The sequence below is a fragment of the Nocardia neocaledoniensis genome (assembly GCF_029868625.1).
In the GTDB taxonomy this organism is placed as follows: domain Bacteria; phylum Actinomycetota; class Actinomycetes; order Mycobacteriales; family Mycobacteriaceae; genus Nocardia; species Nocardia neocaledoniensis_A.
Map to the genome: position 1 here is coordinate 17302 of NZ_JARWOJ010000420.1, position 11880 is coordinate 29181.

Annotated in this window: 12 protein-coding genes and 1 tRNA gene; 5 read left to right on the forward strand and 8 right to left on the reverse strand. The window is 68.7% G+C overall.

The annotated features are described in order from the left end of the window. The first annotated feature begins 86 nt into the window (after positions 1-86). Positions 87-1313 carry an acyl-CoA dehydrogenase family protein gene (locus tag QH270_RS33275; RefSeq protein WP_280348677.1) on the forward strand — a complete coding sequence of 409 codons (1227 nt, stop codon included), beginning with the start codon at positions 87-89 and terminating at the stop codon, positions 1311-1313. Here QH270_RS33275 and QH270_RS33280 read toward each other — a convergent pair. Together QH270_RS33280 and QH270_RS33285 are read right to left on the reverse strand one after the other, a co-directional pair. Continuing rightward, positions 1310-2239, reverse strand: coding sequence for an NAD-dependent epimerase/dehydratase family protein (locus QH270_RS33280; protein ID WP_280348678.1), 930 nt, complete (start codon positions 2237-2239; stop codon positions 1310-1312). The genes QH270_RS33275 and QH270_RS33280 overlap by 4 nt on opposite strands. A gap of 29 nt (positions 2240-2268) precedes the next feature. After that, positions 2269-3078 carry an SDR family NAD(P)-dependent oxidoreductase gene (locus QH270_RS33285; protein WP_280348679.1) on the reverse strand — a complete coding sequence of 270 codons (810 nt, stop codon included), beginning with the start codon at positions 3076-3078 and terminating at the stop codon, positions 2269-2271. Positions 3079-3205: 127 nt separating this feature from the next. On the opposite strand from QH270_RS33285, the gene QH270_RS33290 reads away from it, so the two are divergent. After that, entirely contained in the window at positions 3206-3955 is a 750-nt protein-coding gene (locus QH270_RS33290) for an IclR family transcriptional regulator (protein ID WP_280348680.1), read from the forward strand. 70 nt (positions 3956-4025) lie between these two features. Here the strand turns inward: QH270_RS33290 and QH270_RS33295 are convergent. The 3 genes from QH270_RS33295 to QH270_RS33305 form a co-directional block, all read right to left on the reverse strand. Continuing rightward, positions 4026-4099 (reverse strand) — tRNA-Leu (locus QH270_RS33295). Positions 4100-4204: 105 nt separating this feature from the next. Next, entirely contained in the window at positions 4205-5710 is a 1506-nt protein-coding gene (locus QH270_RS33300) for an amino acid permease (protein WP_280348681.1), read from the reverse strand. Positions 5711-5759: 49 nt separating this feature from the next. Beyond that, entirely contained in the window at positions 5760-7247 is a 1488-nt protein-coding gene (locus QH270_RS33305) for a peptide MFS transporter (protein ID WP_280348682.1), read from the reverse strand. 161 nt (positions 7248-7408) lie between these two features. Between QH270_RS33305 and QH270_RS33310 the strand changes: the two genes are divergently transcribed. Next, on the forward strand, positions 7409-7849 hold the full coding sequence (locus QH270_RS33310; protein ID WP_280348683.1) for an SRPBCC family protein: 441 nt from the start codon (positions 7409-7411) through the stop codon (positions 7847-7849). Between the two features lies 1 nt (position 7850). Here the strand turns inward: QH270_RS33310 and QH270_RS33315 are convergent, their stop codons facing one another. The 3 genes from QH270_RS33315 to QH270_RS33325 all read right to left on the reverse strand — a co-directional run bounded on the left by QH270_RS33315 (position 7851) and on the right by QH270_RS33325 (position 8954). Continuing rightward, positions 7851-8066, reverse strand: a complete 216-nt coding sequence (locus tag QH270_RS33315; protein WP_280348684.1) for a hypothetical protein — start codon at positions 8064-8066, stop codon at positions 7851-7853. A gap of 30 nt (positions 8067-8096) precedes the next feature. Then, complete coding sequence (locus tag QH270_RS33320; protein WP_280348690.1) at positions 8097-8252, reverse strand: DUF6131 family protein; 156 nt, start codon at positions 8250-8252, stop codon at positions 8097-8099. 117 nt (positions 8253-8369) lie between these two features. Then, a complete protein-coding gene (locus QH270_RS33325) occupies positions 8370-8954 on the reverse strand; it encodes a TetR family transcriptional regulator (protein WP_280348685.1) in 585 nt (194 codons plus the stop codon). 63 nt (positions 8955-9017) lie between these two features. Here QH270_RS33325 and QH270_RS33330 point away from each other — a divergent pair, with 63 nt between their 5' ends. Together QH270_RS33330 and QH270_RS33335 are read left to right on the forward strand one after the other, a co-directional pair. After that, the gene (locus QH270_RS33330) at positions 9018-10586 is read left to right on the forward strand and encodes a GMC oxidoreductase (RefSeq protein ID WP_280348686.1); all 1569 of its coding nucleotides are present in this window, start codon (positions 9018-9020) and stop codon (positions 10584-10586) included. 163 nt (positions 10587-10749) lie between these two features. Then, positions 10750-11427: a hypothetical protein gene (locus QH270_RS33335; protein ID WP_280348687.1), complete on the forward strand. Its 678-nt coding sequence runs from the start codon at positions 10750-10752 to the stop codon at positions 11425-11427. Positions 11428-11880: the final 453 nt, after the last annotated feature.

Consider the following 11880-nt stretch of genomic DNA (forward strand, 5'->3'; position numbering starts at 1 on the left):
CGGGGATCCAGGGGTGAACCGGTCGAAGAATTAGAACGTGTTCTATATTCGAGGGGTTGTTCCGGCGAGCCCTCGGGAGTTCACAGATGTACCAGTGGTCCGACGAAGACCTGATGTTCCGCGACGCGGTGCGCGGCTTCATCGCCAAGGAGGTCACCCCGCACGTCGACCAGCTGGAGAGCGGCGCGCTGCCACCCTTCGACATCATCCGCAAGCTCTACGCCACCTTCGGGCTCGACGAGATGGCCCGCGAAGGTCTCGCGAAGGCGATCGCTCGCGAGGAGTCCGGCACCACCGGCTCGGGCAAGTCGGGCGGCGGGTTCAGTGGTGCGGGCAGCATGGGGGTGATCCTCAACAGCGAGCTCGCCGGGGTGAGCCTGGGCCTGGTGGCGTCGATGGGCGTGAGCCTCGGCCTCACCGCGGCCACCATCCGCAGCCGCGGCACCCTCGCGCAGAAGAAGCGTTGGCTGCCCGAACTGGTCACCATGGAGAAGGTCGGCGCCTGGGCCATCACCGAACCCGATTCCGGCTCGGACGCGTTCGGCGGCATGAAGTCCTACGTCCGCCGCGACGGCGCGGACTACATCCTCAACGGCCGCAAGACCTTCATCACCAACGGCCCCTACGCCGACGTCACCGTCGTCTACGCCAAGCTCGACGAGCAGGACGGCACCGACCGGCGCGACCGCAAGGTGCTCGCCTTCGTGTTGGACAAGGGCATGCCCGGCTTCGTGCAGAGCCCGCCGTTCAAGAAGATGGGCATGAACTCCTCGCCCACCGGCGAACTGTTCTTCGAGAACGTCCGCATCACCCCCGACCGCCTGCTCGGCGAGACCGAGAACCCCGCCAAGGGCGACGGAAAGGACAGCGCCAAGGAGTCTTTCGCGGCCGAGCGCATCGGTATCGCGTCGCTGGCACTCGGCATCATCAACGAATGCCACCGCCTGTGCGTCGATTACGCGAAGTCGCGCAAGCTGTGGGGCAAGGAGATCGCGCACTTCCAGCTCATCCAGCTGAAACTGGCCGAGATGGAGATCGCGCGAATCAATGTGCAGAACATGGTGTTCAACGCCATCGAGCGCACCGCGGCGGGCGACAAGGTGACTCTCGCCGAGGCCTCGGCCATGAAGCTGTACTCCTCGCGCGCCGCCACCGAGGTCGCCATGGAGGCCGTGCAGCTGTTCGGCGGCAACGGCTACATGGCCGAATACAAGGTCGAACAGCTCGCCCGCGACGCCAAGTCCCTGATGATCTACGCCGGCAGCAACGAAATCCAGGTCACCCACATCGCCAAGGGCCTGACCAGCGGCTAGGCCGGGCCGTTTCGGTTCGAAGCGGCGACGACCACATCGACGAGCGCCGCCACCGCACGGGCGCAGTCGCCGCGGGCGTAACCCAGCAGCCGCGTCTGGTCCGCGTCGGGTTCGTATGCCAGCGTGGTGCCGCGCCCCTGGATGATGGCGCCGTCCGGGAGCAGGGGATGTTCCTCGTCGCGTTCGGTGATCACGCGCTTGCCGCCCGCGGCGTCGACGACCATTTGGAAGAACTGCCGGTAGGAAAGGTTCTGATCGCCGACGAGATACGCGGTGCCCGGTGTCGCGTGCCGCAGCGCACCCGAGATCGCCTGCGCGAGCGACTCGGCGGACATGTAGTTGGTGCCACCGATCGGGGCGAAGTCGGGGATGTCGGGTTCGTTTCCCGCCGCCCAGGAGATCATCCGCCGATAGCGCCGCGCTGATGCGCCCGCGACGGCGCCGATGATCGAGGGCGGATTGAGGGTGGACACGGTGAACGATTCGTCCGCGAGCGCGCGGGCGCCCTCGTCGGCCGCTTGCCGAGCCGCGATGTACGGGTTCGCGGCCGCGAGGTCCGGTCGCAGGTGGTGGTAGTAGCTCCCGACCTGCACGAATCGGCCAACGCCTGCCGCCTTGGCCAGTGCGGCGAAGCGGGGCACGCCGACGCTCTGGGTGTTCTCCCAGAACAGCTTGTCCTCGTCCGCGGGCTTCTTGTGCCGCACGTCCTGCCCGGCGGCGAAGACGATGCCGTCGAACCCCGACAACTGCGCGCGGGTGAACGAGGGAACGGTGTAATCGCCCGTCAGCAGCGGAAAGTCGGCGACGGGCGAATCCGCGGGTACCGACCCTCGTGCCGCCACCGTGACGTCGTCGCCTTGCGCGCGCAGATGGAGGGCGGCGTGCGCGCCGATCATGCCGGTGCCGCCGATGATCAGGATCTTCATGGTGTGGCGCCTTTCGGTGGTGTCGCGAATCAGGGGTTGCGGGGGCGGTTGGTCCAGCCGCCGGAACCGTTCGGCACCCAGCCGCCGGGGGCGTGGGTGCCGCCGTCGACATGGATGGTGCCGCCGGTGACGAAGCGGGCCAGGTCGGAGGCGAGGAAGAGCGCGGCACCGGCGACATCGTCGGGCTGCCCTGGCCCGCCCAGCGGTGACCAGTTCGGCCACAGTGGCCGGTCCGCCTCCGGGACGAGCGACGCGTAGGGGACCTGGACCGATTCGATGAGATCCGGCGCGACGGCGTTGACCCGGATACCGGAAGGGCCGACCTCCGCGGCCAACGACCGGGTGAACTGGGACAGTGCCGCCTTGTACGCGGAGTAGACGGTGTGGCCGGGCATCGCCCGGTGCGCCTCGACGGTGGTGAGGTTGATGATCGAGCCGCCGCGCCGCTCGATCATGCCCGGCAGCAACGCGCGAGTCAGGCGCAGGACGTGGGCGAAGTTGATCTCGTGCAGGTCGTCCCACAGCGCGGGTGCGTTGGTGGCGAACGTGTGTGGCGGCCGTAGATAATGACCGACATTGTTGACCAGGACATCGGGGCGATGCTCGACGATCTCGGATGGGCACGGCGTCGTGCGCACGTCCCATTCGAGCGCCGTGATCGAGCCGCCCGCCGAGGTGTCGAACTCGGGTGAGCCGTTCGGTTCGAGATCCGCGACGAGCACGTCGGCGCCGTGCGCGGCGAAGGCCCGCGCGATCGCGGCGCCGATAGCCGCCCCACCACCGGTGACCACCGCGCGTCGACCGGCCAGCAGGGCACCGGGAGTGAAGGGATTGGGCATGGACTGATTACAGAACGTCCGCCGGAGGCCCGACAGCCATTGTCCCGGCAGATGGAAGAACTCGTCTGCCGGTGCGCGCGGTGTGTTACCCATGACGGGCATTTCTCGCGAAGTGAACGGAGCCCGGATGCGACCACACCGTTCCGGTGACACACCCACCGGAGTTCTGCGGCGAGCCGCACTGATCCTCGACGCCTTCGACGGTGCGGACCGCCTGAACCTGTCGCAGATCGTCGCCGCCACCGGGCTGCCGCAATCCTCCGCGCACCGCTTGCTGGAGCACCTGGTCACGCTCCAGTGGATTCGCCGCGACCACATGGATTACCGGCTGGGTTTGCGCGTGATCGAACTGGGGGCGAGAGCCGTCCAGCAGAACTCGCTACGCCGGGCCGCGCTGCCCAGCCTGCGCTGGTTGCATCAGCGGACAGGATGCGTCGTGCACCTGGGCGTGCTCGACGGGGCCGACGTGGTGTACCTCGAGAAAGTCGGTGGGGAACTCGTTCCCGGCATCCGCTCGCGTGTCGGTGGCCGCGCCCCCGCCCATTCGTCGACGATCGGGAAGGCGCTGCTGGCTGTCGACGGATCCGCGCACACCGGCTCGCCGGACATCCGGCGCGTACGGGAATCCCGCATCGCCTACGGGCGCGAGCAGTGCATGAAGGGCTTCAGCTGCGCCGCCGCCCCGATCGGGCGGATAGCCCACGAAGGCGCCGCCGCCGTCTCGGTCTTCGGCTCGGCGGCGAAGATCGGCGTAGACAATCAGCTGAGACTGGCGGTACAAACCGCCGCGGCCGACATCTGGCGCCGGGTCAACGCTCCCCAGCAGGGCTCGCGGGCGGCCCATGCTGCGTATCGGCGTAACCGGATGGGCGCGTAGCAGTGTCGTCGCGCCGTCGGATTCCTGGGCGTCCACGCACGTTCCTTACGGCTTGGACGCCGTGACGAAGTGCCCCCACTGGGACTCGAACCCAGACTGAACGGATTTTAAGTCCGCTGCCTCTGCCAATTGGGCTATAGGGGCCGTCTCGGACAGCCTAGCGACTCGTACGGGTGTACCGGAATTTTGGCTGGGAACCCGGTCGGTCCGGCGTGTCGCGGGGGACCACGCCGGACCGACCGGGCGGTACTAGCCGGCGTTGCGCTTGCCGAGGAGGGAGTGGCGGCGGCCGTAGGCGAAGTAGACGGCGATGCCGATGGCCATCCAGACGATGAAGCGGATCCAGGTGTCGACCGAGAGGTTCACCATCAGCCACAGGCAGGCCAGCACGGCCAGGATGGGGATGACCGGGACCCACGGCACGCGGAAACCGCGGGGCAGATCGGGACGGGTGCGGCGCAGCACGAGCACGCCCACCGAGACCAGCACGAAGGCGAACAGGGTGCCGATGTTCACCATCTCTTCGAGCGTGCCGAAATCGACGAAACCGGCCAGCACGCAGCAGATCACGCCGACGATGGCGGTGAGCCGCACCGGGGTGCCGCGCTTGCCGGTGTGGGCCAGCCAGCGCGGCAGCAGCCCGTCGCGCGACATCGCGAACAGCACGCGGGTCTGGCCGAGGAACAGCACCATCACGACGGTCGTCAGACCGGCCAGCGCGCCGATCGAGATGATGTTCTTGGCCCAGTGCACGCCGTGCAGTTCGAAAGCCGTTGCCAGCGTGGCGTTGTCGCCGGCCAGTTCGGTGTAGGGCACCATGCCGGTGAGCACCAGGGTCACGGCCACGTAGAGCACGGTGACGATGAGCAGCGAACCGAGGATGCCGCGCGGCACCGCCTTCTGCGGGTTCTTGGTCTCCTCGGCGGCGGTGGCGACGACATCGAAACCGATGAACGCGAAGAACACCAGGCTCGCCGCGGCGAGCAGGCCGTACCAGCCGAAGTTGGTGTCACCGGCGCCGGTGACGAACGAGAACAGCGACTGGTGCAGGCCGCTGGCGCCGTCCTCGGCGGGCTGCGACGGCGGGATGTAGGGGCTCAGGTTCGACGCCTTGAAGTAGGTGATGCCGAGCACCAGCACCAGCGCGATGACGCCCAGCTTGATCGCCACCGCGATCGCCGAGACCCGCGAGGACACCTTGGTGCCGATCGCCAGCAGCACACCGAGCACGGCGAGCAGGGTGACAGCGCCCCAGTCGAAGGTCACCGAGCCCAGCTGCACCGTGGCCGACTCGAACCCGAAGACCGTGCCGAGATACTGCGACCACCCCTTCGCCACCACCGAGGCGGCGAGTGCGAATTCGAGGATGAGGTCCCAGCCGATGATCCACGCCACCAGCTCGCCGAAGGTCGCGTAGGAGTAGGTGTAGGCGCTGCCCGCCACCGGCACCGTCGAGGCGAACTCGGCGTAACAGACCGCGGTGAGGCCGCAGGCGATCGCGGCGAACACGAACGCCAGCGACACCGACGGACCGGCCACATTGCCCGCCGTGCGCGCGGTGAGGGTGAAGATGCCCGCGCCGACGACCACCGCGACACCGAAGATCGTGAGATCCCAGGCCGTCAGATCCTTGCGGAGCTTGGAATCGGGCTCGTCGGTGTCGAGGATGGATTGCTCGACGGATTTGGTTCGGAACAACCCGCTCCCGCGGGTCGATGCGCGACCCACCCCAGGTGTGGCTTCCGGTGTCGGCACGGTCTTTCTCCTTCTGTACGAACGTCTTCGGGGAGTACCCGGACGCAGGTCAGTGCACGCCCTGCATGTGGCGCTTGATCCACGGCGCGCACGCGACCACGACGAGGCCCGCCGCGATGGCGGCGGCGCCACTGATGCCGAAGTAGGCGCTCTCGCTGTCGGGGCTGTAGTAGCGGGCGAGGGTGCCCGCCATCGAGGTGCCGATACCCACCGAGAAGAAGTACAGCGCCATCATCTGCGAGCGGAACGCGGCGGGTGCGAGATGGGTGGTGACGGCGAGGCCGATGGGGGAGAGCAGCAGTTCCGAGATCGCGAAGCCGCCGAGGATGGCGAACACCGCGAGCACCGGCACCGTCTTGCCGTCGAAGCCGCTCAGCAGCGCGAACAGCCAGAAGGCGATGCCCATGCCGATGACGCCGAGCGCGAACTTGATCGGCGTGCTCGGCGCCCGATTGCCCAGCTTGGTCCACATCAGCGCGAACAGCGGGGAGAGCGTGATGATCCACACGGGCTCCACCGAGCCGATCCAGCTGGCCGGCGCCTCCCAGCCGAAGATGCGCCAGTCGACGCGCTCGTCGGAGTACACCGCGAGCATGGTGAACATCTGCTGGAACAGCGACCAGAACACCGCGTTGGCGATGAACAGCGGGATGAACGCGCGCACCCGCGTGCGCTCGAGCTGGGTCACCTTGGCACTGGTGAGCATCACCGCGAAGTACACGATGGAGGCCACGACGATGACGCCGGTGGTGACATCGGAGAGGTTGTCCAGGGTGATGAGCCCGGCAAGCGCGGCGCCGACCACGACGACCGCCGCGACGGCGACTCCGATCAGCACCGGCGTCAGCTCGCGGCGGGTGATCGGGTTGGGCACCTCGCGCCCGTGGGTGCCGAGATTGCGCCGGAAGACCGCGTACTGGGTGAGCCCGAGCGCCATGCCGACCGCGGCGGCGCCGAAGCCGACGTGGAAGCCCCATTCGCGCTGCAGCAAGCCGGTCAGCAAGGGGCCGACGAACGCGCCGAGATTGATACCGAGATAGAACAGCGTGAAGCCGCCGTCGACGCGGGCGTCCGAGGGTGCGTAGAGCGTGCCGAGTAGCGAGGAGGCGTTGGCCTTCAACGCGCCGCTGCCGAAAGCCACCAGCACCAGACCCACGCCGACCCCGGCCAGCCCCGGCAGGATCGCCAGCGCGAGGTGACCGGCCATCACCACGACACCGCCGTAGAAGACGGTGCGCTCCATGCCCAGCACCCGGTCGGCAATCCAGCCGCCGACCACGGTGGAGAGGTATACCAGTCCGCCGTAGGCGCCGACGATGCCGAGCGCGGTGCTCTGTTCGAGGCCGAGGCCGCCGTCGGCCGCGGAGTAGTAGAGGTAGTAGCCCAGGATCGTGAGCATGCCGTAGAAGGAGAAACGCTCCCACAGCTCGACGCCGAACAGATTCGTCAATCCGATCGGGTGGCCGAAGATGGTGTGTTCGGCCGCCTTGTCGGCGGGGCCGGGCGGGTCGCTCAGCCGCGTTTCTTCCGTGGACATAGGGGAACGATCCCACGTCGGCTCGGTGTACAGCAATTTTCCCGCATCTTGACGATGTCGGCGTGCCGTGTCGCTCACCCTCGGCGCGCGCACCGGGCGGGGACGGTGCGCGCCGATTACGCTGGAGTGGCCGCACTTCCGCGACCGACGAGGATTCAGACATGCTGACTGCCGAGGTCACCGTGCCGGTGGACCCGTCGGCCGCCTTCGCGACGCTGGCCGACGGCTGGCTCTACGCGAGCTGGGTGGTCGGGGCCTCCCACATCAGCGAGGTCGACCCGGACTGGCCCGCGGTGGGCAGCCGGATCCGCTACCGCTTCGGGCTCTGGCCGGTGCTCATCAGCGACACCACGGTGGTGCGCGCGGCCGACCCGCCGCACCGGCTCGAGCTCGAGGCGCGGCTGTGGTCGGTGGGGTCGGCCTGGATCCGACTCACCCTCGACGAGGGCGCGCCGGGCCGCACCACCATCAGGATGACCGAGCGCGCGTCCGGGGGACCAGCTCAGCTGATCCCCGGACTGGCCCAGGACATCGCCTTCGCCGCCCGCAACCAGGAGTCGCTGGACCGGCTGGCGAATCTGATCAGGGCCCGCGCCCAGTGACCTACTGGCTCGGCTCCGGCAGCGCGCAGTCGTCGACCTTGGGATTGACGCCCATGTAGTTCAGCGGACCGGCGATCACCGTCACCGCGATGGTGCCGAGGGTCGCGCAGTTCTGCTCCCGATCGGTGTAGTAGCCGCGCTGCCCACCGGCGACGACGCCGATGATCAGCCACAGCAGCACGAGGATCGAGACTATTCGGGGCACGTTCGCCGTCATGATGACCTCCTGAAAGGGACGCGAGCCGGATCAGAAGTAATGACGGCGACCGCCGACCGGGCGGCCCACGCTGCCCGCGAGGGCGAGGACGACACCGATCACCAGCAGGATCACGCCGATGGTGGACAGCAAGGAGATGCCGAAAACGAGTCCGGCGATGAGGAGGACTGCGCCGAGAAGGATCATGGAACTCACCTGTTCGCTATGGGATCTACGTCGAGATCGCGGCGGAACATCCGTCGCGTGGTGCGTATGCCCCGTTATCGCGAAGGGAAACAGGTATCGGTTGCGCGGGAACGGATGTCAGCGCCCGCCGCGGCGGGCGGCGGTCGCGTTGTCGGCGGTCATCCGGTAGGCCGTGCGCTCCATGGTGGACCGGATCTCGGTGATCGGCAGGGTGCCCGCGGCGAAGCGGCCGATCAGTGCCAGGGCCATGTTGCCCATGATCAGCCCCAGGTCGGCGAGGTAGTCGGTGTCGAGGCCGCGCAGGGCGCCCTCGGCGGCGGGGAGCACCGCCAGCAGACCCTGGGTGTCGAGGCGTTCGCCGCCAGGGCCGGTGCGCGCGTGGTGGTAGGCCTCGAGCATCTTGGGATTGCGCTCCCACGGCTCGAAAACGCTGCGCAGCACCCGGATCAGCGTTTCGCGCACCGATTCGCCGGGCGCGGGCGGGGCCACGTCGGCGTAGGCGTTGGCGTCCATCCACTGCGCGAGCGCGGTGATGATCAGCTCGTCCCTGGTGCGGAAGAGCCGGTAGATCTTGGCCAGCGACACGTGGGCGCGCGCGGCGACGGTGCGCAGCTGGACCGCCTCGTACCCCTCGGTGTTCAGCAGTTCCAGCACCACCGCGACGATCTTCGCCGATGCGTCGGAATCGGTCTCCCTGGCCACCGGTGAATGGTAACGTCGCCGAGCGGTAACACGGTTACCGCTCCTCTGATGAAGGTTCCCCGCATGTCGAAATTGAGCCGCCGCGCCCTGCTGACCGGGGCGGCAGCCGCAGGTCTGACCCTCGCCGCCACCCGGTCGGCCGCGGCGCGAGTCCCGAGCACCACCGAGGAACACCGCGTCGTGGTGATCGGCTCCGGCTTCGGCGGCGGCGTCACCGCACTGCGCCTGGCCGAGGCCGGCGTGCCGGTGCTGTTGCTCGAGCGGGGCAGGCGCTGGCCGACGGGCCCCAACTCCCAGACCTTCCCGCTGGCCACGAACCCCGACAAGCGCATGCTCTGGTATCGCTCCGACCCGATGGTCTTCGGCCGCCCGCTGGTCTTCGACCCCTACGTCGGCCTGGTGGAAGCGGTGCCCGGCGCCGGGATGACGGCGCTGTGTGCCGCCGGCCTCGGCGGCGGCTCGCTGATCTACCAGGGCATGTCGCTGCAACCGACCCGCGAGGTGTTCGAGACCCACTTCCCGGCCGGGCTGGACTGGGACCGGATGGACCGGGTGCACTACCCGCGCGTGGCTCGCATGCTCGGCCTGGCCACCGCGCCGGACGAACTGGTGAACCACGAGAACTACACCGCGGCACGCGTTTTCGCCGAACGCGTGCGCGCCGCCGGTCTGCCGCTGGACAAGATCCCGATGCCGATCGACTGGAACTACGCCCTGGCCGAACTGCGCGGGGAGATGACACCGTCCTATACCAACGGTGACGGCGCGATGGGCGTGAACAACGGCGGCAAGCATTCCGTCGACGTCACCTATATCGCCGCCGCCGAAGCGACCGGCCGCGTCGAGGTGCGCACCCTGCACGAGGTGACCGACATCGAGCGCGCCGCCGACGGCCGCTGGGTGGTGCGCGTCGACCGGGTCGATACGGCCGGAAATGTGCTGGAGAACAAGGTGATCACCACCAAGGCCCTGGTTCTCGCGGCGGGCAGCCTCAACACCACCCGGCTCCTCGTGCGCGCCGGTGCCACCGGGCGGATTCCCGACCTGCCCGACGAACTCGGCCGCGGCTGGGGCACCAACGCCGACCGGATCTACGTCTGGCGCGACCCCACCGCCGGATTCGGCGCGGCCCAGGGCGGCCCGGTCGTCTACGGCAGCAAGAACTGGGACGACCCGCACGCCGCGTTCACCGTCATCCAGGCCTCGATCCCGTCCCTACCCGTCGACCCCGGCGCCACCATGCTCGTCGGTTACGGAACCAGTTCCGGGCGCGGCGAATTCGTCTACGACGCGGGCCGCGACGCCGCCACCCTGCGCTGGCCCGGCGACGGCGACCGCGCCATCCAGGACGACCACATCGACCCCACCGTCCGCCGCATCGCGGGCCCCGGCGGCACCCTCCTCGACACCAACACCCTGTTCCCCTCCACCTGGCACCCCCTCGGCGGCGCCAACATGGGCACCGTCTGCGACCTCGACGGCCGCGTCCTCGGCCAACGCGGCCTCTACGTCCTCGACGGCGCCCTCATGCCCGGCAACACCGCCGCCTGCAACCCGTCGATGACCATCGCCGCCATCGCCGAACGCGCCATGGAGAACCTGGTCCGCACCGATGTGGGCACCCTCATCTGACCCGATCGATAGGCTGGCGGGCATGAATCCGGGTCCGCGCTCACCCTTGACTCGCGATGAAGCGCTGCGGATCGCGCGCGAACACGCCAACGATCCCGACTCTCTCATCCCTTACACGCATCAGGGACTCGAAACCGCCCGCCACGGCGCCGGTTTCGCATACATGCAAACGATCCGAACCGACGACGGCGGCATCGACGGCTACGTGCTGGTGACTACGGAAGGACGCGGCAGCGGGCTGCTGTCGCGGGCCGGACGCACCATCGACATGGTGATCGATGAACATCTGGCGCGCGCCGAACACGCCAACAGATACATCCCCGACAGCGAACTCTCGGCGGCACACCACGCGGCGATGGCGGCCTACGACGCCGGGCTCACGCGGATCGACGAGCTACCGCGACGCGCCGCCCTCGACGCCGAGACAGCGGACTACGCCGAGTACCTCCTCATCGCGCTGCGCCGGTACAAGATCACCGGTCCCGCGCGTACTCTCCTCGCCCGCAACGACTCCCTGCTGAGCGCCCGCGATCCCGGGCGTCGCTACACGCAACCCTGCCCATGCTGCGAGCAGCCGGCGAGCTACGACCAGCGATACCCCCGCTTGGTCTGCGACCGCTGCCGAGCCCGGACCACCGACCGTGCCGGTCGACGGGTGACCGGCTACAACGTCGACTTCTATGGAGGAATGATCGCCTACTACACGGACGAGTCCAGCAGTTCTCAGCGCGAAGAATGCGTCGAGGTCACCCGCTCCGGGGTGTGCTTCATCGACGGACGCCGGGCGACCATGCGGGAGGGTCGTTTCGGGGGGATTGTCGTCGAATCGGCTACTGAGTAGACGGAACTCGGGGGGACTCGGTAGCCGACGCAGATTGCTGTGCGTCCTGATCGTCCGCCATGGTGCCGAGCAGCCGGAGCGTCCCGGAATTCGGGGCTCTTCAAAGACAATTCGCCGACCAGCTCGACCTGCCGGGGACCTTCGAGATCGGCCCCCGCCGCCGCGCGGGTTTCGTGACAACGGAACTCGGGCGGGCACGCGTGATGCCGAGCAGCTGACCTGGCTCGTCGAGATGCGCGACAGTCTGGACGTGCTCACCGCGGACGATATCGCCTATGCCGTCGCGGCGCCGCGGCGGGTGAATCCGGCCGAACTCGTCGTCGTCCCGACCCAGCAGGGCTGACACCGGGAGCCCCGGGGGGGGGGGGGGGGGGGCCGGCCGGCGGGCGGGCCCCCCCGCCCCCCCCCCCCCGCGGGGCTCCCGGTGTCAGCCCTGCTGGGTCGGGACGACGA